The 23,450-nt window shown below is 54.4% G+C and carries 20 protein-coding genes; 10 read left to right on the forward strand and 10 right to left on the reverse strand.

Features of this window, described 5'->3' with window-relative positions:
- Positions 1-22 precede the first annotated feature (22 nt).
- Both KO116_RS24085 and KO116_RS06060 read left to right on the forward strand, forming a co-directional pair.
- Positions 23-610, forward strand: a complete 588-nt coding sequence (locus tag KO116_RS24085) for a TetR/AcrR family transcriptional regulator (RefSeq protein ID WP_052703731.1) — start codon at positions 23-25, stop codon at positions 608-610.
- A gap of 41 nt (positions 611-651) precedes the next feature.
- Positions 652-1,428 carry a ZIP family metal transporter gene (locus tag KO116_RS06060; RefSeq protein WP_035559024.1) on the forward strand — a complete coding sequence of 259 codons (777 nt, stop codon included), beginning with the start codon at positions 652-654 and terminating at the stop codon, positions 1,426-1,428.
- Between the two features lie 7 nt (positions 1,429-1,435).
- Here the strand turns inward: KO116_RS06060 and KO116_RS06065 are convergent, their stop codons facing one another.
- Positions 1,436-1,915: a MerR family transcriptional regulator gene (locus KO116_RS06065; protein WP_035559021.1), complete on the reverse strand. Its 480-nt coding sequence runs from the start codon at positions 1,913-1,915 to the stop codon at positions 1,436-1,438.
- 68 nt (positions 1,916-1,983) lie between these two features.
- Here KO116_RS06065 and KO116_RS06070 point away from each other — a divergent pair, with 68 nt between their 5' ends.
- On the forward strand, positions 1,984-4,191 hold the full coding sequence (locus KO116_RS06070) for a heavy metal translocating P-type ATPase (RefSeq protein WP_045812083.1): 2,208 nt from the start codon (positions 1,984-1,986) through the stop codon (positions 4,189-4,191).
- 72 nt (positions 4,192-4,263) lie between these two features.
- On the opposite strand, the gene KO116_RS06075 is transcribed toward KO116_RS06070, so the two are convergent.
- Entirely contained in the window at positions 4,264-5,277 is a 1,014-nt protein-coding gene (locus KO116_RS06075; protein ID WP_035559019.1) for an isocitrate dehydrogenase, read from the reverse strand.
- Positions 5,278-5,799: 522 nt separating this feature from the next.
- Between KO116_RS06075 and KO116_RS06080 the strand changes: the two genes are divergently transcribed.
- The 3 genes from KO116_RS06080 to cfa all read left to right on the forward strand — a co-directional run bounded on the left by KO116_RS06080 (position 5,800) and on the right by cfa (position 9,535).
- Positions 5,800-7,290, forward strand: a complete 1,491-nt coding sequence (locus KO116_RS06080; protein WP_035559016.1) for a SulP family inorganic anion transporter — start codon at positions 5,800-5,802, stop codon at positions 7,288-7,290.
- Positions 7,291-7,309: 19 nt separating this feature from the next.
- On the forward strand, positions 7,310-8,167 hold the full coding sequence (locus KO116_RS06085) for a universal stress protein (protein WP_035559014.1): 858 nt from the start codon (positions 7,310-7,312) through the stop codon (positions 8,165-8,167).
- Between the two features lie 204 nt (positions 8,168-8,371).
- Positions 8,372-9,535, forward strand: a complete 1,164-nt coding sequence (cfa, locus tag KO116_RS06090) for a cyclopropane fatty acyl phospholipid synthase (RefSeq protein ID WP_035559011.1) — start codon at positions 8,372-8,374, stop codon at positions 9,533-9,535.
- Here the strand turns inward: cfa and KO116_RS06095 are convergent.
- From KO116_RS06095 to crcB (KO116_RS06105), 3 genes are read right to left on the reverse strand one after another with little or no spacing between them, the layout of a single operon-like run.
- On the reverse strand, positions 9,532-10,494 hold the full coding sequence (locus KO116_RS06095; protein WP_035559008.1) for an arsenic resistance protein: 963 nt from the start codon (positions 10,492-10,494) through the stop codon (positions 9,532-9,534). The genes cfa and KO116_RS06095 overlap by 4 nt on opposite strands.
- 28 nt (positions 10,495-10,522) lie before the next feature.
- Entirely contained in the window at positions 10,523-10,909 is a 387-nt protein-coding gene (crcB, locus tag KO116_RS06100) for a fluoride efflux transporter CrcB (RefSeq protein ID WP_035559005.1), read from the reverse strand.
- A complete protein-coding gene (gene crcB, locus KO116_RS06105) occupies positions 10,906-11,307 on the reverse strand; it encodes a fluoride efflux transporter CrcB (RefSeq protein WP_035559003.1) in 402 nt (133 codons plus the stop codon). The genes crcB (KO116_RS06100) and crcB (KO116_RS06105) overlap by 4 nt, the downstream gene beginning before the upstream one ends.
- Before the next feature lie 171 nt (positions 11,308-11,478).
- On the opposite strand from crcB (KO116_RS06105), the gene KO116_RS06110 reads away from it, so the two are divergent.
- Positions 11,479-12,333, forward strand: coding sequence for a universal stress protein (locus KO116_RS06110; protein WP_035559000.1), 855 nt, complete (start codon positions 11,479-11,481; stop codon positions 12,331-12,333).
- 130 nt (positions 12,334-12,463) lie between these two features.
- Here the strand turns inward: KO116_RS06110 and KO116_RS06115 are convergent, their stop codons facing one another.
- The gene (locus tag KO116_RS06115; RefSeq protein ID WP_035558997.1) at positions 12,464-14,155 is read right to left on the reverse strand and encodes a 2-isopropylmalate synthase; all 1,692 of its coding nucleotides are present in this window, start codon (positions 14,153-14,155) and stop codon (positions 12,464-12,466) included.
- Positions 14,156-14,348: 193 nt separating this feature from the next.
- Between KO116_RS06115 and KO116_RS06120 the strand changes: the two genes are divergently transcribed.
- Together KO116_RS06120 and KO116_RS06125 are read left to right on the forward strand one after the other, a co-directional pair.
- Positions 14,349-14,834 (forward strand): Lrp/AsnC family transcriptional regulator, encoded by a 486-nt coding sequence (locus KO116_RS06120; protein ID WP_035558994.1) that lies wholly within the window; start codon positions 14,349-14,351, stop codon positions 14,832-14,834.
- Positions 14,835-14,914: 80 nt separating this feature from the next.
- Complete coding sequence (locus KO116_RS06125; protein WP_035558991.1) at positions 14,915-15,274, forward strand: RidA family protein; 360 nt, start codon at positions 14,915-14,917, stop codon at positions 15,272-15,274.
- A gap of 11 nt (positions 15,275-15,285) precedes the next feature.
- Here KO116_RS06125 and KO116_RS06130 read toward each other — a convergent pair whose 3' ends face one another.
- The 4 genes from KO116_RS06130 to KO116_RS06145 all read right to left on the reverse strand — a co-directional run bounded on the left by KO116_RS06130 (position 15,286) and on the right by KO116_RS06145 (position 21,958).
- Positions 15,286-16,149 carry a MurR/RpiR family transcriptional regulator gene (locus KO116_RS06130; protein WP_035558987.1) on the reverse strand — a complete coding sequence of 288 codons (864 nt, stop codon included), beginning with the start codon at positions 16,147-16,149 and terminating at the stop codon, positions 15,286-15,288.
- Entirely contained in the window at positions 16,139-17,905 is a 1,767-nt protein-coding gene (locus KO116_RS06135) for a two-component system response regulator (protein ID WP_035558983.1), read from the reverse strand. The genes KO116_RS06130 and KO116_RS06135 overlap by 11 nt, the downstream gene beginning before the upstream one ends.
- Positions 17,902-20,514 carry an ATP-binding protein gene (locus KO116_RS06140; protein WP_035558980.1) on the reverse strand — a complete coding sequence of 871 codons (2,613 nt, stop codon included), beginning with the start codon at positions 20,512-20,514 and terminating at the stop codon, positions 17,902-17,904. Before KO116_RS06140 ends, KO116_RS06135 begins: the two co-directional genes overlap by 4 nt.
- An 88-nt stretch (positions 20,515-20,602) precedes the next feature.
- On the reverse strand, positions 20,603-21,958 hold the full coding sequence (locus KO116_RS06145) for an aldehyde dehydrogenase family protein (RefSeq protein WP_035558977.1): 1,356 nt from the start codon (positions 21,956-21,958) through the stop codon (positions 20,603-20,605).
- A gap of 179 nt (positions 21,959-22,137) precedes the next feature.
- Here KO116_RS06145 and KO116_RS06150 point away from each other — a divergent pair, with 179 nt between their 5' ends.
- Complete coding sequence (locus KO116_RS06150) at positions 22,138-23,289, forward strand: GNAT family N-acetyltransferase (RefSeq protein ID WP_035558973.1); 1,152 nt, start codon at positions 22,138-22,140, stop codon at positions 23,287-23,289.
- Positions 23,290-23,450 lie beyond the last annotated feature (161 nt).

The raw sequence follows: 23,450 nt of genomic DNA on the forward strand, positions 1-23,450 counted from the left end.
ACGACTTTTTTGGGATTTCGTAATGAGTCTCGGCAGACCTCTGCAGCACCATCCTGAAACAGCGCTGAAAGCCGCTGTTCACGCTTTTTGGCGTTCGGGTTACCACCATACATCCATGCGCGATTTGCTGGATGCGATGCAGCTATCGCGTAGTAGTTTGTACCAAGCCTATGGTAATAAAGAGGCGCTGTTTTTATTGGCGCTGACCCGCTACCGGGAAGAGCTGCTTGCGTCTCTGCGGGCAACGCTTGCCCAGGAAGCGAGCGCCTGGCAATTTATTGAGCAATTGCTGTTACGCATGGCCCAGCAGGCCCAAAGCGAACAGGCGGCGCTGGGTTGCCTGATCTTTAACTCGGCCACCGAATTGGGCAATAGCGGCTCCTCCGTTTCGAATGCCGCGGTGCAGAGTGTTCAGGCCATTACCGATTTTTTTGCTACGGTCATTGAGCAGGCGCAGCAAGAGGGTAGTATTTCCCTAGAGCGTGATGTACAAAGCTCAGCATACTTCTTAACCCTTTCTATATCGGGTCTGCGCATGCTGCTGAAAAGCGGTGCTAACCAGCGTCAGGCCGCACAATTAGTTGATAATATTTTGCGTGGATTGCGCTGAGCCAAGGGCACATTCAGCAGGGTGTTTCTGTAGGCTCAATAATGGAAAATACGTTGTTACTAGGATTTTTGGGCAGCCTAACCGCCGGGTTATTAACGGCGGTGGGTGCGCTACCGGTGCTGCTGGGTAAAACACCTAGCCGGGGATTTCGTGATCTGGCGCTGGGTTTTGCCGCTGGTGTGATGCTGGCGGCGTCGTTCTTTTCGCTGATTATTCCAGCGCTCGACGCTGCGGAAATCTATTATTCCGGTGGCCCTGTGCCCGCCGCGATTGTGTGTATCGCTATTTTGTTGGGCATGGGCGCGATTGCGCTACTTAACGAACACCTTCCCCATGAGCATTTTGCCCAGGGGCGCGAAGGGCCGGAGGCTGCATCGCTTCGCCGGGTGTGGCTGTTTGTATTTGCGATTACTATCCACAACCTGCCGGAAGGCATGGCGGTGGGCGTCGGCTTTGGGGCCAATGGGTTAGAGGGCGGTATGCCTCTGGCGATCGGTATTGGCCTACAGAACATGCCAGAAGGGCTCGCCGTAGCGGTCGCCTTAATGGGCGAGGGCTACTCAAAGTGGCGCTCCTGGTCGATTGCTGCGCTAACCGGCCTAATTGAGCCCGTTGGCGGGCTATTTGGTGCCAGTATTGTCAGCGTTTCCCAAATACTGCTGCCTTGGGGCCTGGCCTTTGCCGCTGGTGCCATGTTGTATGTCATCAGTCATGAAATCATCCCCGAAACTCACCGCTGCGGGCACCAGAAAAAAGCCACTTTTGGTTTGGCGATGGGTCTGGTGATTATGCTGTTCTTGGATGTGTGGCTGGGTTGATCGCGCGTTAACCAATGACATCGGCGCCGCCGTGAGGCCCCGTTTGATGGCACAACCGGTGATCGCTGAGCACGTCAATAATCTGGCACTGGCCAACATTGCCCCCCGCACACTGATTGATCATGCGTTTGAGCTCATCGCGTACCGAGGTGAGTCGTGCAAGTCGTGCCTCGACCTCGGCTAGGTGACGCTTCGCTAGCGTGTCTACCTCTTCGCAGGGCATAGTGGGGTAATCCGCCATTTGTAACAGCTCCCGTACCGCCTCCACTGAAAAGCCAAAATCCCGCGCATGGCGAATAAACGTCAAACGGCGGATAGCAGCAGTAGTGTAGCGCCGCTGATTGCCTTCGTTGCGCGGTGCTGAAGGCAGTAGCCCAATCTGTTCGTAGTAGCGCACCGTTTCTGGCTTGCAGCCGGACTCGCGTGCCAGCTCGCCAATGCCAATATAGCGCTCAGTGGGGGAGAGCGCTGGGGAATGTTCTTTCATTACTTGAACCTCTAGTCGCTATAGGTATTACGCTGCCTTTAAGATAGTCGAACAGGGAGTTCCATGCGATGAGTAACACGACCCCTACTAAAACCACGCAAGACAAGACCCCACAAGCGATGCCCACGCCCACCACCCTGCGCGTGCAGGGCATGGACTGCGGCGGCTGCGAACGTAAAGTCGAAGCGGCGTTAACGCGCTTAAACCATGTCGACGAAGTCTCCGCAAGTTCTGTCGCCGGCTCGGTGCGATTGACCGCGCTGCCTGGGAAAACGCTGCCCCATTCCGAGATAGAGTCGACCATCACTGCATTGGGTTACCAGGTAATTGATGAGTCGGCGGACACGGCTGAAGCGACAACACATACGCCTTGGTGGAAAACGCCTAAAGGGCGTTTAGTGCTTGTCAGTGGGGTATTGCTGGCGCTTGCTTGGGCGCTTAAATTTGCCTGGCCTAGCCTGGGCACTTGGCCGTTTGTCGCCGCGACGGTGGTTGGCCTTGTGCCGATTGTTCAGCGTGCTGGGCAGGCGCTGAAGATGGGGAATCCCTTTACCATTGAAATGCTGATGAGCATCGCTGCCATTGGAGCGCTGGTGATTAACGCCGCCGCCGAAGCCGCGGTCGTGGTGTTTCTGTTTGCGGTGGGGGAAATGCTGGAAGGGGTTGCCGCCGCCCAGGCACGGCGCAGTATTTCCGCGCTTTCTAAGCTGACGCCCTCTACCGCGCGATTAATGGAGCAAGGCTACATTCGTGATGTCGCTGCCGCTTCGCTCCAGCCCGGCCAGCGGGTGCAGGTGCGCCCTGGCGACCGGTTACCCTGCGATGGGCTTATTATAGCGGGACGCTCCTCAATTGATGAAGCGCCAGTCAATGGTGAATCGGTGCCGAGTGAGCGTGGCGAAGGCGAGTCAGTATTTGCTGGCACCGTCAATCTGGATGGCGTGCTTGAGGTTGAGGTAACCCGCAGCGCTGAAAACAACACCATCGCCCGGGTGATTAAGCTCGTGGAGGAGGCTCAGGCGGCCAAAGCACCGGTGGCGCGTTTTATTGACCGCTTTGCGTTTTACTATATGCCTGCGGTAGTTGGGGTGGCTCTGCTGGTCGCGATCGTGCCGCCGCTGGTGTCGCCAATGCTGTGGTCGGAATCCATCTACCGCGCGCTGGCGCTGCTGTTGATTGCCTGCCCCTGTGCATTGGTGATCTCGACCCCCGCGGCCATTGCAGCAGGCTTGTCGGTGGGTGCTCGTCACGGCCTGTTGATGAAAGGCGGCGCGGTGTTAGAGCAGTTAGGCAAGCTTAAGCGAGTCGCGCTGGATAAAACCGGTACGCTAACCGCTGGCACGCCCACGGTGACAGATGTTGAGAGCTTTGAAGCTGACGGCAGTGTTGATAAAAACAGGCGGGATGAAATAGTGCGCCTCGCCGCTGCGCTGGAGCAGGGTTCGAGCCACCCCCTCGCCGTGGCGATTAGTGATTATTTTCACTGGCAGCAGGATGCTCCGCTGCCTACTGTGCAAGGTGCCCATGCGCTAGCAGGGCATGGCGTTGCTGGGCGGGTGGATGGGCGTGAATTAATGCTGGTAAGTCCGCGCTACTTGCAACGTTTCAACCGGCCCACCAGTGACGGCGATAAGCGCATTGCCGCGCTGGAAGCGCAGGGCAAAAGCGTGGCCGTCTTGATAGAAACAGAGGTAGAAAGTGAGCGCCCGTTAGGGCTGATTGCCTTGCGTGATGAGCCCCGTGAAGATGCTCGCGAAGGAATCCAAGCGCTTGAGCGCCTAGGCGTACAGGCCGTAATGCTAAGTGGAGACAACGCCCGTACCGTGGCCGCCATTGGTGAGCAGTTGGGCATCGAAGCCGAAGGCGAGCTGATGCCCGAAGATAAAGCCCGGCGTGTGCGCCAATGGCAGGCACAAGGGCTTGGGCCGATAGGTAAAGTGGGCGATGGTATTAACGACGCACCGGCGCTCGCGGCAGCAGAAGTAGGCATCGCAATGGGCAGCGGTACCGATGTGGCGCTTGAAACCGCCGACGCCGCTTTGCTTAAAAACCGCGTAGTGGGCATTGCCGAAATGATAGCGCTTTCCCGGGCCACCATGCGCAATGTCAAAACCAATGTGGCCTTGGCGCTCGGCTTTAAAGCGCTGTTTCTTGTCTCTACGGTGCTGGGTATTACCGGCATGTGGGTAGCCGTGATGGCGGACACTGGGGCGACCGTGCTGGTCACCCTCAATGCGTTGCACTTATTGCGCTACCGCTTTAATGACCTGGACTAAATAACGACCGTGTTAGGGCTGGGCTCAAGCGAGCCCGGCTGTTTAGCTTTGTATCTGCTAGCGCTGTTGGTACTAGCTCTGTACGTATTCAACCAGTGCCTGGGCGAAGGAGTCGGTAGTGCCAGTGCCCCCCATATCAGGAGTGACCATGTCGCGACGGGTTTCCAGCACGGTACGGATACCCTGGCGGATAGCGGTGCCTTTTTCGTTCATGCCCAGGTGATCGAGCATTTGCGCGGCGGCCAGCAGCAGGGCACAGGGATTAGCAATGTTTTTGCCTTCGATATCCGGTGCGGAGCCGTGCACGGCCTCAAAAATTGCCGCTTTTTCGCCGATGTTTGCCCCAGGCGCCAGGCCCAAACCACCGACTAAGCCTGCACATAGGTCAGAAAGAATATCGCCAAACAGGTTGGTAGTGACCACTACATCGAACTGATGCGGGTTCATCACCAGCTGCATGCAGGCGTTATCGACGATCATCTCCTGGAATTCAATCTCTGGATACTCTTTGGCTATTTCGCGTGCCACGTCCAAGAACAGCCCAGAGCTGGTTTTGATGATGTTGGCTTTATGTACCGCGGTGACTTTTTTGCGGCCGTTGTTTTTGGCCAGCTCAAAGGCGTAGCGCACAATACGTTCAGAGCCCTTGCGGGTGACTTTAATCACCGAAATGCCGGTATTGCCGTCGTCGATCATTTCCTGACCGTCGGAAAGGTAGGCGCCTTCGGTGTTTTCGCGCACGGTGATCATGTCGATGTCGTCGTAACGCGATTTAGTGCCGGGGAAGCTAATCGCAGGACGCACGTTGGCGTAAAGATCAAAGTGACGGCGCAGCTGTACGTTGATTGAGGAGAAGCCCTTGCCAATCGGCGTCGTCAGCGGGCCTTTAAGGGCAATGCCGTATTTTTCGATGGCATCCAGCGATTCCTGGGGAATCAGCGTGCCGTGCTTTTCAAGCGCGCCCAGGCCGGCGTCAATATGTTGGTAGGTCAAGCCGCAATCTAACGCGTCGAGTACTCGTAGCGTGGCCTGCATAATTTCGGGGCCGATACCGTCGCCTTTGATGACTGCAATAGATTGGCTCATGTGCTGCTCCTCTTTAATCGGCAGGCTTATTCGGTAAAGAATGGCGTGCCGCTTCAACGTGAAAAGTTGGGAATTGACATCTCTTTTGGTGGCGCAATGGTACGCCAAATTGAACCTAGAGGGCACCCTGCAAAGGGTGTAGGACGGGTGCAGTCAGCAATAATTGCTGCTAGAATGCGGCGGCTTATTACAACGCGATTTAACATTGCGTTCTTCTGACAGGCGTTCTTCTGACAGCAAGGCATAACAGTAATGACCCTCTCAAATTCAACACAAGTACTACCCACTTCAGGGCTGATGACTCCGCCCTAGGTTTCCCCCTCCCCAAGCGATACGTCTAGACACGTTAATTGCGTTGTCATGGCGTTACGGCATGCTATTGCCATTCTTCCGCCGATTGGCGGGCCGAACCTTAGATTGCTCCAGCACTGGCTCATTAGTCTGATACCGCGCGTCTTGCGTGCGCCACTGTGTCGCGTCGAGGGTTTGTAATATTTTAACCTCCAGCCATGGACTCCCTGAATGTCTCTCTATAGTAAGCAAGAGTGGTTTTCCAATATTAAAGGCGACACGCTCTCGGGAATCGTGGTCGCCCTCGCGCTGATTCCCGAGGCGATTGCCTTTTCAATCATCGCAGGCGTTGACCCCAAAGTTGGTCTTTATGCCTCATTCTGTATCGCAGTGATTATTGCCTTCACCGGTGGTCGCCCCGGCATGATTTCAGCGGCAACCGGCGCTATGGCGTTACTGATGGTGACGCTGGTGCGCGAACATGGGCTTGAATATCTACTGGCGGCAACGCTGCTTACCGGTGTCCTGCAGATTATAGCCGGTTACCTGAAACTCGCGGATTTGATGCGCTTCGTGTCACGCTCCGTGGTTACGGGATTCGTTAATGCGCTGGCGATTTTGATTTTCATGGCACAGCTACCGGAGTTGACCGATGTGACTTGGCATGTGTATGCCATGACGATGGCCGGATTAGGCATTATCTACCTGTTCCCCTATTTACCTGTCATCGGAAAGTCCATTCCCTCACCGCTGGTCTGTATTGTGGTGCTTACCGCGGTCTATATGATCAGTGGGATGGATATCCGCAGTGTCGGCGATATGGGTGAACTGCCCGATACGCTGCCTGTTTTTCTGTGGCCCAGTGTGCCGATGAACCTGGAAACATTATGGATCATTTTACCTTACGCGTTGATGCTGACTGTGGTGGGCCTGCTTGAGTCGATGATGACCGCCACCATTGTCGATGACCTGACCGATACGCCGAGTAATAAAAATCGCGAATGTAAGGGGCAGGGGATTGCCAATATTGGCTCTGGCCTACTGGGCGGCATGGCGGGCTGCGCCATGATCGGCCAATCGGTGATCAACATAAAATCCGGTGGGCGCACGCGCCTCTCTTCACTCATCGCCGGTGTGGTGCTGCTGATGATGGTGGTCTTCCTGTCGGATTGGGTATCGCAGATACCCATGGCGGCGCTGGTGGCGGTAATGATCATGGTGTCGATTGGTACCTTTAGCTGGGAGTCGATCCGCGACCTGAAAAAACACCCCCTCAGCACCAATATCGTCATGCTGGCTACTGTGGCGGTGACGGTCAGCACACACAATTTGGCCATCGGCGTGTTTGTCGGTGTGCTGCTGGCGGCGCTGTTCTTCGCTAACAAAGTGGGGAACATTCTCTACATCGGTTCACGAGAGATCGAAGCTGGCAAAGAGCGTGAATATCAAGTAGTCGGCCAAGTGTTCTTCGCCTCTTCTGAGCGTTTCACGGCCGCTTTCGATCTCAAGGAAAGTATCGAGAAAGTGACGATTGATCTTTCCCGAGCACACTTCTGGGATGTGACTGCCGTACAGGCGCTGGATCGGATCGTGATTAAATTCCGCCGTGAAGGCACTGAAGTAGAGCTTGTTGGTTTGAGCGAAGCCAGCGCGACGGTAGTGGATCGCTATGCGGTTCATAACGACCCCGAAGCGGTTGAAAAGCTGATGGGCGGCCACTAACCAACGCAAGGAGCGCAACATGACAGATCAAGTATTAGCCGCCATTGATGGCTCCCAGTTTTCCGAAGGCGTCTGCGATTACGCCGCCTGGGCGAGCTTGGCCATGGATGCACCGTTGACCTTTGTGCATGTGGTCGACAACCATTCGGACGTACCCGAAGAGCAGAACCTTTCCGGCAACCTGCGCTTCGGTGCCCGCGAACGGCTGATGAAAGAGCTTTCCGAGCTTGATGAGCAGCGCGCGAAGGTGAATCGCGAGCAAGGCAAGTTGATGCTGGAAGCTGCCAAAGAGCGCGCAGTAGAGGATGGGGTCAGCGACCCCGTCACGCGCCAACGCAATGGCACCCTGGTGGAAAGCCTGTTAGAGCTTGAGAAAGACATACGTTTGCTGGTGGTGGGCAAGCGCGGTGAAACTGCCCACCAAGCCAGTGGCCATCTTGGCTCTAACCTTGAGCGGGTGGTGCGTGAATTGCACCGCCCGATCCTGATGGTGCCGAAAACCTTCAAGCGGCCGGAAAAAATATTGATGGCCTTTGACGGCAGCAAAACCGCTCGAAAAGGCGTCGAGATGCTGGCCCGTTCACCGCTGTTTGCAGGCACCGAGTGCCATGTACTGATCGTGGGGGCAGAAACGGCAGAGCGCCGCTCCGAGCTAGATTGGGCGTTAAGCACGTTGCGCGAAGCGGGCCACCAAGCCGAAGGCGCTATTCGTGCTGGCGAGGTAGACGAAGCCCTGCAAGCCTACGAAAAAGAGCACAGCATTGACCTGCTGGTGATGGGTGCCTACGGCCATTCGCGTATTCGCCACCTGCTAGTCGGTAGCACTACAACGGCCATGCTACGTGGTAGTCGCATACCGGTACTGATTTTGCGCTAAGGCTCAATAAGCAAAAGCGCATCAACGTTTAGCTCGCATTGCGTATTTCCCCCGCAGCCGGCCCTCGCTTCTTGAGTGGCCGGTTTTTTGTATTTAATTGGCGTTAAGGTAGCTTATTTAACAATGCTAATGTTGCAATGCGGTTCTATGCTGATAGTCAGGTTGTTATCTATTCACACACTGGAATAGTGCGAGGAGCCTGCCTTGAATATGCCTATCTTAGAGAGAACAGTCCCTCTTGGCTTCGATGAAGCCTCTCCTTCCCATCGTTTTGTCGCCGAGTTGCTGGCCCAAGCCGATATTCAGTTGGATGGCCAACGCTCCTGGGATATACAGCTAAAAGCACCCGGCGTTATCGATAGCGCCCTTTCGCGAGGTAACCTCGGGCTTGGCGAAAGCTATATGAAAGGGGATTGGGACGCTGAGCAACTAGACGAGCTGTTTTACCGCTTAATGCGTGCCCAGCTTGGGCAGCGTATCAAGCCTACTCAGCTGGTGTATTACTCATTACGTTCGCGCCTGCTGAATCGTCAAACGGTTAAGCGCGCGTGGGAAGTGGGCGAAAAGCATTATGATCTGGGTAATGACTTCTATGCTGCCATGCTCGATCAACGTATGACGTATACCTGCGGTTACTGGAAACATGCTCAAACGTTGGATGAAGCCCAGGAAGCCAAGCTCGATCTCGTTTGTCGAAAACTTCAATTGAAACCAGGTATGCGCGTGCTGGATATCGGCTGCGGTTGGGGCAGCTTTATGGCCTACGCTGCCGAGCATTACGGCGTTGAATGCGTGGGCCTTACGATCTCTAAGGAGCAAGCCGAGTTTGGGCAGCGGCTGATCAAAAAAGGCTTGCCGGTTGAGTTTCGCTTGCAGGATTACCGTAATGAGCACGAGCAGTTTGACCGCATTGTCAGCATCGGCATGTTTGAGCACGTGGGGCATAAAAATTATCGTGAATTTATGAGTGTCGCAAACCGCTGTTTAAAAGATGACGGGCTGTTTTTGCTGCATACCATTGGCAAAAATCTAAGTAATACGGTCACCGACCCCTGGATTGATAAGTACATTTTCCCCAATGGGGAGCTGCCCACCATGGGGCAAGTCACGGAGGCTGCTGAAGCGCTTTTCGTGGTAGAGGATGTACATAACTTTGGGGCTGATTACGACCGTACGCTGATGGCTTGGCATCAAAACTTTGAGGCTCATTGGCCGACGTTTAAAGCCCAGTATGGCGAGGGGTTTTATCGCATGTGGCGCTACTACTTATTAAGCTGCGCTGGTGCTTTCCGCGCCCGGGAAATCCATCTCTGGCAGTTGGTGATGAGCAAGAAGGGGGTGTTGGGGGGCTATCACCGCATCAGTTAATGTATTTTCTCTGGCAATAGCTTGCTAGGCACCCAGCGTAAGAATGCCACCATGCCAAAGAGCTCTATTAGTGATTGAAACACAATCACAACTACTGCTGCCTGCCAAGCGCTGGGTAGCGTTAGAGCGATAGGCAGCATTACAAAGGAGTTGCGCGTGCCAAAGCTAAAGGCCAGGGTTCGGGCGCTAGCGGTGGGTAATGCAAACAGCTTGCCTAGCCCTTTTCCCAGCAGGGCCGCGAAGAGTAAAAAACCGATAAAGATAAAGACGACCTGAGCCAACACCTCGCTAAGCCCGAGCACAGTGTGAACCTGCGAAGCGGCAATCATAAACACCACGAGCGCCAATAGCGGCACGGGCAGCAGCCCCAGGCAGGCAACGCTGCGTTTGATGCCGCGGTGGCGTTGGGCAAGGTATTCAGTCAGCCAAGCGAGCACTAACGGCGTAACAATAAGGCCGGTAAAGGCACTCAGTAGCTCTTTAGAAAGCGTTAACTGAAACCATTCACTGCCTAAAAACAGCCAAAGATAAATCGGTAGCGCAACCATCTGTACCAGCAGCAGTAGCGGGGTGGCAGCCATCGCCCGGGCGGCATCGCCTTTGCCTAAATGCGTGAAAGTGATAAACCAATCGGTGCAGGGCACCAGCAGTACCAGCAGAACGCCTGCCAGCACCGCGGGAGAAAGCGGTAGCCACAAAACGAAAAGCGCTAAAAAGGCGGGAATGGCGATAAAGTTACCGAACAGTAACGCCGCCATAAAGCGCTTGTCAGTGAAGCTGCGGGCAATGTTCAGTAAGGGGATTTGGGCAAAGGTGGCATACAGTAGTATGCCTAATAGGGGCCATACTAACGGCGCTAGCCGCTCGGCAAATCCCGGCGCCCCGATGCCCAGTGCTAATCCCAAACCAATGAATAGCAGGTAGAGCCAAGACTGATGCTTTTCCATTTGATCGCGCATACTGGCTCATCCTTGGCTGACGGTTTTGCTAACGAGAAAGCGCCATACGTTCACCCACTACGGCGGCGCCCAGCCAAAGCGGCAGGCTGACCACAATATAAACCAGCGCCATTGCTGGTTTGCCCACCTGCACCAAATGCAGCGTTTCTAAGCTAAACAGCGAAAAGGTGGTAAAGCCGCCGCAAAACCCGGCGACCAGTAACGGTTGTAAGCGAGCGAGTGGGCTGTGGGGGGAGCGCGAGAAGGTGGCGGCCAACCAGCCGATTAAACAAGAACCCAGCACGTTGACGATGAGTGTTCCCCACGGGAAATAACCCCCTAATGCCGCCTGCGATAACAGCGAAACGCCGTAACGCAGCGCGCTGCCCGCACCGCTGCCGATGCCTACCGCAAGATAAGCCTTCCAGGCACTCATAAGCTCGCTCCTGACAGAGAAGCGCCTGATAACAACCAGCCAAAGGTGACCATGGCTAAGCCAAGCAGCAGCGTAACCGCTACATTCACACTGGCGCGCAGCTGCTGGCCGCCTTGCCATAGCTCGATGGTCTGCAAACTAAAAGAAGAAACGGTGGTGTAGCCACCCAATAAACCGGCGACAGTGAATAGCCATACAGGTGAAGGGGCGTTGGCGATACCTAGGCTACCGAGCAGCCACCCTGCTAAAAACGCGCCGCTGGCATTAACCGCTAGGGTTCCCCAGGGAAAGGCCTTACCGAGATAGCGGGCCAGTAAATTGGAAACCGCAAACCGCCCCATGCCACCCAGCGCGCCGCCGAGTGCGACTAATAGGACGTTTGTTAAGCCATAACCCATGCTTTTCCCCCTTAGGCGCTAAACAAATAGGCTGCTAAGTTTAGCATGTGCTTTTTATAGCGTCCGAAGCACGTAAGAACGTTTTAGGGTGTCGCACGTCAATCAGTTCGTGTAGAAAAGAACGAGAATATAACAACAATGTTGATGCACCCGCTCAAGGAGAAGTACCCCATGTCAGATCGCGTGTTGGCCGCTATCGATAGTTCGCAGTTTTCAGAAGGTGTGTGTGATTATGCGGCTTGGGCCGCCAAAGCCCTGGATGCGCCGCTTAGTTTTATCCACACCGTCGATAATCACGCTCAGGTCACCGAGCCCGATTTAACCGGTAACCTAGGATTAGGTACCCGAGAGCACCTGCTGGAAAAACTGTCAGGCATTGAAGAGCAGCATGCCAAAGTCTCCCGCGAGCGTGGCCGCCTGCTGCTAGATGCGGCCAAAGAGCGTGCAGTTAGCGCCGGTATTGCCGAGCCGCAGTGCTTGCAGCGCAACGGCACGCTGGTGGAAACCCTGGTCGAGAACGAAAAAGAGGTGCGTTTGTTGGTGGTTGGCAAACGAGGTGAAACCGCTCACCAGGCCAGCGGTCATCTAGGTTCAAATCTTGAACGGGTGGTGCGAGAAATGCACCGGCCAATCCTCATGGTGCCGAAGCAGTTTACTCAGCCGCACAAGGTGATGATGGCATTCGATGGCAGTAAAACGGCCCGTAAAGGCGTGGAGATGCTCGCTAAAAGCCCACTGTTTGAGGGGGCCACCTGCCACGTGGTGATTGTGGGCGCTGAAACCGCAGAAAATCGTTCACAGTTAAACTGGGCGCTGGAAACCTTACGTGAGGCAGGCCATACCGCTGAAGGGGCCATTCGAGCGGGCGAAGTAGAAGAAACGTTACGCACTTATAAACAAGAGAATGGCATTGATATGTTGGTGATGGGCGCCTACGGCCACTCGCGGATTCGTCACCTGTTGGTCGGCAGTACTACCACCACGATGTTGCGCAAAGCGCAGCTGCCGGTGCTGATTTTGCGCTAATCCACGTGGGAAATGCCGAAAGTAGAGCAGGGTGTGCAATATTTGTCTTCGACATCCTTGCTGGCGATGTAGATGAATCCCTGCTTAAGACAGGCTACATCGCCAGTTGAGGTTTAGGTGGCAGCGCTGGTTACAGCGTCAGCTCTGCTTCTTTGGAAGATGATCCCTTTGCCACTGTTTGAGCGGCGAAATTGATACCCGCGATGATCGCCTTAAGCGATGCACTGACCGTATCGCTATCCTCGGCTACCGCGCAGAGCCGCTGACCATCGATATTGAGCTGTACAAAGGCAATGGCATTGGCCTCGCTGCCGGCACCGAGGGAGTGCTCGCTGTAATCGATAATGCCTACGCTACTGCCGGAGTGGCGCTGCCACGCATCGGTAAATGCGGACATCGCGCCATTACCCTTGCCTGAAAGACGTAGCGTTTCGTCACCTTGTTGCAGCGTGAGCTCAATACCTTCCTGCTGGCCTTTGGAAAGCCGGTAGTCGACTAGCGAGAGCGGCGCTTCCTGGGTGAAGTGGTCGAACATCACTTGGCGAATCATTTTGCTGGAGAGTTCGCTGGCGCGTTTTTCGCTCTCTTGCTGCACGTAAGGCGCCAATGCCAGCATCATCCAGCGCGGCAGGTTAATGCCGTAATCCCGCTCAAGCAGGAAAGCCATGCCGCCCTTGCCGGACTGGCTGTTGACGCGAATCACCGCCTGATAGTCGCGGCCGATATCGTGGGGGTCGATGGGCAGATAAGCCACTTGCCACGGCTCGTCGGTTTTTTGATGTTTGAGGGATTTACGAATCGCATCCTGGTGGCTACCCGAGAAGGCGGTGTAAACCATCTCGCCCACCCAGGGGTGACGGGGATGAATTGCAATGCCGGTACACTCGTTAACTACTTGAATGATTTCGTCAGGATTGGATAGATCCAGTTCAGGATCAATGCCTTGGCTATAAAGGTTCATCGCCAGGGTGACGATATCCATATTGCCGGTACGCTCGCCATTTCCCAGCAGGGTGCCTTCTACCCGCTCGGCACCGGCCAGCAGGGCGAGCTCGGCGGAGGCGACAGCGCCACCGCGGTCGTTGTGGGTATGCACCGAGATGATCACACAGTCACGGCGGCTGATGTGCTGGCAGAAGTATTCAATCTGATCGGCGTGATGATGGGGACCCGCCACTTCCACGGTGGTGGGCAGGTTGAGAATGCACTTGTTGTCCGGCGTTGGTTGCCAGACGTCCATTACCGCTTCACAGATCTCCAGTGAGAAGTCGATCTCGGTGCTGGAAAAGCTTTCCGGGGTGTACTCGAAACACCACTCGATATCGGGGTATTGATCGGCGTAGGTTTTGACCCAAGTGGCGCCCTGTACCGCGATATCCACAATACCGGCGCGGTCCATCTCAAAGACCCGCTCGCGCTGAACCGTTGAGGTGGAGTTATACAGGTGAACAATGGCGCGCTTGGCGCCTACCAGCGAGGCAAAGGTCTTCTCGATCAGGTGTTCGCGACACTGCACCAGCACCGCAATCGTGACGTCATCAGGAATTTGCTCCTCTTCGATCAGCCAGCGCACGAAGTCGTAATCGGGCTGGCTGGCCGAAGGAAAGCCCACCATGACTTCTTTAACGCCTACTTTAACGATCTGATGCCAGAAGCGCTGTTTCTGCTCAACGGTCATCGGCTCAAGTAACGCCTGGTTACCGTCGCGTAGGTCTTCGCTCACCCAGATCGGCGCGTGATCAAGATCACGATCCGGCCACTGGCGGTTGAAAGCAGGCACACGGGGCGCAGGGCGATATTTGCGATGATCAAAAGCAGACATGGTGGTTTCCTAATCGGAGCTGAGTGATTGAATCGGCTGCTTGTGGCGACCGTGCTAATTTGTTCACTGCTTTTGGCAGCTTACTTAGTGTAAAAGGTTTGCCGCGCTAGGTTCTTGCGAAAATAGGTCCGCCAGGCACATAATTAGCATAAAATATCGCTAGTCTTTAATTTTATGGTAGGAGCTGCTTTTTATGTCCGTGTCGCCACTGGTGTTGGATCGTTTTGATCGTCATATATTGGATATCGTGCAGCAGGAAGGACGGATCAGTAATCAGGAGTTAGCTGACCGTATCGGGCTTTCTCCTTCGCCTTGTTTGCGTCGGGTGAGAGCCTTGGAGGAGCATGGCTTGATTCTGCACTACCGTGCAGAAGTCGATTCCCGTCAACTCGGCTATCAACTGATGGCGCTACTGCATATTTCCATGGATCAGCATACGCCGGAACGCTTTGATAATTTCGAGCGCCATATACGGGAAATACCCAATGTCATCGAGTGTTTGATCATCACTGGCCAAGCGGCGGATTTTCAACTCAAAATTCTGGTGCGTGATATGGATGACTACCAGCACCTGCTCCTGCACGTGATCAACCGGATTGAGGGGGTGACGGGGGCGCACACGAGCTTTGTCCTGCGCCGTGTCTTTGAACATCGTCCGGTGCCCACTGATCGGATGTGATGATCTAAATACCTTTGGCATCGTCAACGTTAAGCCAGCGGTTTAGACTGCTTTTTTAAAATTATTAGGAGTTTTTGACCATGAAGATTCAGCGCCACGATACAAAATCCCGTATGAGCCGTGCGGTTATTCATCAGGGTGTGGCTTATCTATGTGGCCAAGTCGCTGGCCCAGAGGCCCGTAATGGCGATATTGCCGCTCAAACGGAAAGCATGCTGGCACGGGTGGATGCGCTACTGAAAGAGATAGGTTCAAGCCGTGAACAGTTGCTTAGCGCGACGGTTTATCTAAAAGACGGCAGCGACGTTGCTGCCATGAACGAAGTATGGGACGCCTGGGTGCCGGAAGGCTACGCCCCGGCGCGCACCTGCGTATGCGCACCGCTGCCAGCCGATGAACTGAAAGTGGAAATTACCGTCACTGCCGCCGTCAGTGAGTAAACACTCACCATTCACTTGCCAGGCTTTTCCACCGGAAAGCGGGTGTCGCGTAGGCTGTCTTTGATTTTCTTGAGATGGGGTAAGAAGTCTTCACCACGCCTCAGGGTCACCCCGGTGGCTAGTGCATCAATCAGCGTCAATTGGATCACCCGCGAGGTCATCGGCATGTAGTGGTCGGTGTCTTCGGGCGTTGCCACTTCAAGCGTGGCAGTACACTCATGTGCTAACGGCGAATTGGGCGCGGTAATGCCCAGCACCACGGCTCCGGCATCCCTCGCCAGGCGGGCAATATCCACCAGTTCCCGGGTACGGCCGGTGTACGAAATAATCACTACCACATCACCGGTATGGCAGGCGGCGGCAACCATGCGCTGCATCAGCACATCGATGTAGGCCATCACCGGCAGGTTGAAGCGGAAGAACTTGTGTTGGGCATCCTGGGCCACCGCACCGGACGCGCCCAAGCCAAAAATATGGATCTGTTTTGCCTGGGTGAGGTAGTCGACCATGCGCTCGATGGCAGCCATATCGATTTCTCGCTGAGCCTCATCAAGCGCAGCAATAGTGGCGCCAAAGATTTTTTGAGTGTACTGGGTGGTGGTGTCGCCAGGCTCCACGGCCCGGGTAACATAGGGCGTGCCACCCGCCAGGCTTTGGGCTAGCTTTATCTTGAAATCGGGGTAGCCTTTGGCACCGAAGTTGCGACAAAAACGATTAACGGTGGGCTCACTAACGCTGGCTGCTTGAGCCAGACTGGCAATGCTAAGACTCGTGGCGACCGTGGGGTCTTCAAGAATTACATTGGCGACTTTACGCTCCGAGCGGTTGAGTTCTTCTAAACGTTCGCGTAAGCGGTCAAGTAAGTCATGAGCCATTAACGGCCTCCCTAGGAGAAGTAGAAAGAAGCGGCTGCCATTCGCTGCACCAGGTCACAAAGGCCTCAGCAGGCAACGGGCGAGCGTAAAAGTAACCTTGTGCAGACTCACAGCCAATTGAGCTTAAATACGCCGCTTGGGCGGAATTTTCGATGCCTTCTGCCACCACATCGCAGCCTACACTATGCGCAAGCTGGGCAATCGTTTGCGCCAGTTGGCGATCAATGGCGCTGGTTTCCAGATCCATCACAAAGGCGCGATCGATTTTGAGTGTCGAGAAGGGCAGCGTTTTAATATACGCCAGTGACGATTGGCCCGTACCAAAATCATCAATAGCGACAGCGATATTCATTTGGGCCAGTTGTGCGAGCTGTTGGCGAGCGTGGTCCATATCACTCATCAACCCAGATTCTGTCACTTCCAGGGCAAAGAAGCGTTGGGGAATCTGCTGCTCTTCAAGCCGCGCCAGTAGCTGTTGGGCAAAGTCTTTACGCGTTAGCTGGCGGGCGGCCACGTTGACGGCAATATGGAAGTCATCATTGAGCAGCCCTTGCGCCCGCCAAAGGTTGATGTAGCGCATCGCCTCATTGAGCACCCAGTCACCGATGGCAAGAATATCACCGCTGGCTTCTGCCAGTGGAATAAACTCACCAGGGGAGATAAGCCCGAACTCCGGGTGCTGCCAACGCAGCAGCGCTTCCGCGCCTAGAATCTTGTGGCCAGCCAGCGATAGCTTGGGCTGGAAAGCGAGCGACATTTCACCTCGCTCGGTGGCGCCGCGTATCGCCTGTTGAATATGTAGCCGATGGCGCTGCTTCTCCTCAATCGCTGGCGTATAACATTGGACGCGTAGCGACCCTTGGGGCGGCAACGCTAAGGCAGCCATATGCACCAAGCGCTCAGTCTCAAAATGGCCCGTTTCACCGCTAATCCCGATACGTGCGCTAAGGGGAAGCAGCAGCTCATCCAACGCCTGATCTTGCTCAAAGCAGTGCAACAGCTGTTCAGCCAGTTGCGTCAGCTTGGCTGAATCTGCCGTTGGTGTGATAACCAGGAGTTCGCTGCCGCCCCATAAGCCGAGCAGGCAATCAGCGCTAAGCTGTTGTCGCAGCTGCTGGCTAATGTGACGCAGCAATTGGTCGGCGACCTGATAGCCGTGCAGGCGCACCACATCATCTAATTTATCGAGCGCAATAAACAATAGCCCTGTGCCGGAGGCTTGAAGGGCCGCCGCTTGCAATGCCTGGCTTAATCCGCGGCGATTAGGTAATTGGGTAATCGAGTCAGTGCGCGACTGGCTATCAAGCTCTTGGGTGCGTTTAGCGACCGTCAGTTCTAACGTATCGGCCTGCTTATCGCGTATTTGATAGCGGTGCTCAATATTCAACGTATTGCGTATACGCTGCAGGACTTCATCCTGCTTAAAGGGTTTGGTGATAAAATCACGAACGCCCAAAGCGAGAGCGCGTTGACGGGTGGCATCATCGATTTGCGCGGTGAGCACAATGATCGGAGGCATCTGCTCTTCAAAGTGGGCACTCAACTGCTCGATAACCGCGTAGCCATCTAAATGGGGCATACGGATATCCAGCAGTAGCAGGTCAGGCATCTGCAACTGACAGTGGCCAAGCACTTCCCGTGGATCATTAATACCATGAACATTCTCGAAGCCATACTCGTCGAGTAGGTCGAGCAATAATTCGATATTAACCGTGTTGTCATCGATAACTAGCAGATGTTTTTCGGTAAGGCTCATGGCACCTTCCTTAACACAGCCGGTAAAAACTGGCGAAGTGTACGGCTAAGCTTCTCGATATCGATGGGTTTCGTCAGGTAATCAGCAAACCCGGCGGCTAAACCATAGCGAAGATCGCGATCCATAGCGTTGGCCGATAGGGCAATCACATTAATATGCTGAAGTGCGGGTGTTTTCTGCATCTCCGCTAACGCTTGATAGCCATTCATACCGGGTAAATGAATATCCATTAACACTAAATCAGGCGGCGAGTGACTCATGATTTCAAGCCCTAGTTCTGCACTGGACACCGTCTGGAGGTCAATATTGGGATAGTCTTCTATAATGTCATCCATCAACCGTTGGTTAGTTGGATTGTCCTCAATATAAAGCAGCTGGAAGATGTGCTCAGTCTCGTTGGCGGTCTCTGCGACTTCGCTAGGCAGCATGTTTTCTTGCGGTAGGCTCTGTTCGTTAATGGGTAACGTAAACCAGAAGGTGGATCCTTCTCCTGGCGCGCTTTCCACACCGATACGTCCTTGCATCCGCCCAATGAGTTCGCGGGTGATGGCTAAGCCGATACCCGTACCTTCCGTTGTGCTCTGCTCGGCATCGAGGCGATTAAACGGTTCAAATAGCTCATGTAGGCGCTCGGCAGCAATCCCTTTTCCCGAATCGGTAACGCTAATACATAGCTCATCGCTCTCTTGCGTTACTGCGATTTCGATAGTGCCGTAATGACTATTATATTTAATCGCATTGGAGAGCAGGTTAAGCAGCACTTGTTTGGTGCGGGTGTAATCCGCGCTGACTTGCCAGTGGGGAGGGTGGGGTGTGCGAAGTAATGTAATACCCGCCGCTTCAATATTGGCCTCAAGCGTACTGCAAGCATCGTCAATCACGTTGGCCACTACGATCGCCTCAATGGACAGCGTCAGATGACCTGCTTCTATTTTGGCGAGATCGAGTACCTCATTAATTAAACTCAGTAAATGAAGCCCGCTTTTCTCAATTTGTGTTACTTGGCGCTGCTGCTTTTCAGTCAGTGGGTCGCGTCGTCCTTTGGCTAGCAACTGAGAAAACCCAATGATGGCATTGAGCGGGGTGCGCAACTCATGGCTCATCGAGGAGAGAAATTCGCTTTTAGCCTGATTGGCTATTTCCGCTTGATCTCTGGCGTTAGCCAAGTCTTTGGTGACCTCTTCGCGCTCTGCCATTTGGCTGTAAAGGTTGATCAGCAGAGCACAGGTATCGGTAAACGGCTGCAGCCAATCCAGCAGTGCCTGATTGAGCGGCTGTTTACTATTGGCGATGGCAAACATGCCGATCAGTCGCTCGCCGCTGAATATGGGTACACCCAGGTAATTATGCAGCGGTGGGTGTCCCGGGGGGAAACCGCCGCGTTTGACGTGACTATAAACGTCATCGGTCATAATCACTTCGCCAAACGCAAACACGCGGCCAAGCAGCGATTTGGGGTTGGTGAGGGTCATATCGCCGCTACGCAGTCGCTCCATCAGGTGGCGGGACTCTTCACTCCAGGACAGGTCGGTAATCGCATGGATTTTAAGCGCGTTGGTGGTCGTGGTGGGCATTACTTCACCGATCAGCGCGTAGTCACTGTCGGTAAGGTCGCGAAGCGCCTCCATTAAGAAGGTCCATAGGCGTTTTCCCGACATTAATGCTTGATAGTCGGTAACGCCCTGGTGGAGCACTTTGAGCAAGTTCTGCTCTTTACGCATCCTGCGGTTGGCGTTGTAAACATCGGTTAAATCGGTGAGTACGCCTAAAAACTCGACCACTTTTCCGTGATCATCGTGGATGGCATTAATCGCGAGATGAACCGGTATGTAACCCCCCTCTTTATGTAACGCCTCTACTTCACGGCCACGCCCAATGACTTTGGGCTCATGACCGGCAATATAGCGGGCGATAAACGAATCGTGCTGTGAGCTAATGTCTGGGGGAGTGAGTACAGCGACATTTTTCCCGAGTAGCTCGCTCTCTTCATAACCGAGAAGGTTCAGTGCGAAGGGGTTGATGCCAATAATCAGGCCCGCGTGATCAATACGTATCTTGGCGGTGGCGCTTTTGTTGAACAGCGCCTCAAAACGGCGCGCGGTATGGGTAAGGTCCACCTGCAGCTTATGCTGGTGCAGTAGCTCTTCTACTTGACCGGCCAAGCTACCGAGTAACATTAAGTCACGCTCGCTGAAGACGCGAGGCTGGCGATCAATGATGCACAGTGTGCCTACCGGCATGCCATTTAATGGCCGTAGTGGGTAACCTGCGTAAAAACGGATATGTGGCAGGTCGCCGACCAGTGGATTATCTCTAAAACGCTCGTCGTGAAGCGTATCTTCGATCACCAGTGGCGCATCAAGCGCAATGGCATGGGCGCAGAAAGAGACTTCACGGCTGGTTTCACAGGTATCAAGTCCCTGATGCGATTTAAACCATTGGCGCTCTTGATCGACTAATGAAACCAGCGCAATAGGCACATCAAACAAGTCACGGGCCAATTGCGTCATACGCTCAAAAGCCGTATCGAGAGGGGTATCGAGTACCTGTAAAGCATGCAAGGCCGCCAAACGCTGTGTTTCGTTATCAGGTGTTTCTGTGGCTTGCATGACCATTCCAAAGTTGAGAATTAATAAAACATACCATAAGGGTTTTATGCCAATGTATAACTAAATATAGGACATTAACCCGTAAGCTTTAACCAAGCCCAATCAGTTTCATTAGCCAGCGCCGGTAAGGCGGATAAAGCATGTGGCTAAGTGTTCGTTTTGGTTGATAAAAAATACTACGTAAATGACTAAATCGCTCAAAGCCGTGGCGGCCGTGATAGGCGCCCATGCCACTTTCACCTACACCACCAAAAGGTAAAGACGGCACTGCGTGATGCAACAGCGTCGTATTAAACACCAGTGCCCCAGAAAGAGTGGTTTCCAGCAGCTGCTGCTGTAAACCTTTATCGTGAGTAAACGCGTAAAGGGCTAATGGGTGGGGGCGGGCGTTCACAACGTTGATAGCTGCCGATATATCACTGACGCCAATCACCGGTAGGCAGCGGTTAAACGTTTCTTCACGCATCACCTGAAGGCCTTGATGGGGATCGATAATCAGTGCAGGCGCATGCGGGCCCTGATCAATGATTCTACAGCCATGATCGTGGGCTTCTTGTAGCATGGCCTCTTGCCGCTGTTGATGAGTTGCATCAATGGGAGACGTGGCTGCGTGATCGTCGGGCCGCTGCTGTTGAATGGCGTGGCTTAACGCCTTAACCAAGCCGGTAATATGGCGGCTCTCTACCAGCACATAGTCTGGGGCAATACAGGTTTGCCCGCCGTTCATGCCTTTGCCGAAAATAATCGCTGCGGCCGCTTGATCCAGGTCGGCATCGCCCGCCACGATAGCAGGCGATTTGCCGCCCAGTTCCAGCGTAGTTGGGGTTAAATTCGCCGCCGCCGCTTGGGCGACCTGCCGTCCCTCCGCGGTAGAGCCAGTGAATATCAAGTGATCAAATGGTAAGCCACTAAAGCGACGCGCGACCTGCTCATCGCCCTCCACCACGTTGAACTCTTCAGGGGTAAAGTATTGCGGCACTAATCGCTTCAGTAGAGCGCTGGTAGCGGGGGAGTGCTGGCTAGGTTTGAGCAACACCCTATTGCCCGCTGCAAAGGCGTCGACCACCGGCATTAACGACAAACACCATGGGTAGTTCCAGGGAGATATCACGCCGACAACGCCCAGTGGCTGAGGTGCAATGCGAGCCCGTGCCGGCAGCAGCCGCCACGGCATACTAACCGCCCAAGGGCGCATCCAGCGCCATAGATTGAGCCTTGCGTGACGAATGGCATAAAGTACCGCGCTGATCTCGGCTAAGCGTATTTCCACGTCGCTGCGCTGACCAAAATCGGTTTGAATCGCACGAATAATCTCTAGCTGGTGATGCTTGGTCATGCGCGCAAGGCGGGCCAGTCGTTCACGCCGCACCGTTAGCGTCGGGTAGGGCATTTGATCGGCAGCATGACGCTGCGTTTGAAAGTCACCCGTTAGGTCGCGCTTCATGGCCTCTCCTTGTACGCCGCTATCGGCGCGAGTGATAAGCGTGGGTATCAATGTCGGTATCAAAGGTTGGTATAAACGGCTGACGACAATGATTAATGTAAACGGTTAATGCGGTCAGTTAGTGTAAAGTGGTACTGACAATTTATATTGCGTTAGCCCCACACTCCCTGGAAGGTGCTATGCCGTTAGATCCACTGTCGCTCACTATTCTACCCACCATTGGGGCCGTCGCGGCAAGCCAGTGGGATGCCCTCGTCGATAATGATCAGCCCTTTTTACGCCATGCTTTTTTACACGCTCTTGAAGCCAGTGGCTCGGTTAGCGTGGCTACCGGCTGGGAGCCTTGTCATCTGAGTGTATGGCAAGGCGAGCAGCTAGTCGCGGCGATGCCTATGTACCGCAAGCATCACTCCTACGGTGAGTATGTGTTTGATTGGGGCTGGGCGGAAGCGATAGAACACGCCGGTGGTCGTTATTACCCTAAAGCGCTTAGCGCGGTGCCGTTCACGCCGGTACCCGGCGTGCGCACGCTGATTGCTGAACATGCCGATGCCACGGCAGTGCGAGCGTTTCTTGCCGAGGCATGGCGTGAACAGTGCGCAAGCCAAGCCCTTTCAAGTTGGCATTTGCTGTTTGCCAATGAAGCAGATGTCACCGCTTGGCAGGCACAGTGCCCCGAGCTTATCACCCGTGAAGGCGTCCAGTTTCAGTGGCGTGATCGTGGCTTTGGCGACTTTGATGGCTTCTTGGCCAGCCTGACCTCAAAGCGACGCAAAATGATCAAGCGCGAGCGGCGCTTAGTCGCTGAGCAAGGCTTAACGGTATCACGCCTGGAAGGCGAAGCGATTACCCCCGTCGATATGGCGCATTTCTATCGCTGCTATGCGATTACCTATCATGAGCGTGGCCGTCCGCCTTATTTAAACCATGGTTTTTTTGAACAACTACGCCAAACCATGCCGGACGCGCTAGTGCTGGTACAGGCCCATAGTGAAGGTCGCCCGGTAGCAGCTGCGCTCTATTTTCGTGGCAGTAGCACATTATATGGCCGCTATTGGGGAAGCGAGGTCGTCGCTGATTGCCTCCACTTTGAGGCGTGCTACTACCAGGGGATTGAATACTGTTTGCAGCATGGCTTAACACTGTTTGACCCAGGCACCCAGGGTGAGCACAAGCTGGTGCGTGGTTTTGCCCCTCAACGGGTGCGCTCGCTGCATTATATTCGCCATCCGGGCCTTGCCGCCGGTGTCGCTCAGTTTTGCCAGGAAGAGGGCGAGCATGTCAGCGCGTATCGCGAAGCGGCCCAGCAAGCGCTGCCATTTAAGCAGTGATTTGAACCATCATTTACGCCGTCATTTAAGCCGACACTAAGACCGATATTAAAACTGTTATTAAAACCGACATTAAAGTAAGGCTCGGCTCGCTGGTGTTGCCCCTTAATGGCATAATGCGCGCCGATAAGCGCTCTTTAGCGGATCAGCCCAGAGGTTGA

The sequence above is a fragment of the Halomonas sp. KO116 genome, from assembly GCF_000734975.2.
Lineage (GTDB): Bacteria > Pseudomonadota > Gammaproteobacteria > Pseudomonadales > Halomonadaceae > Vreelandella > Vreelandella glaciei.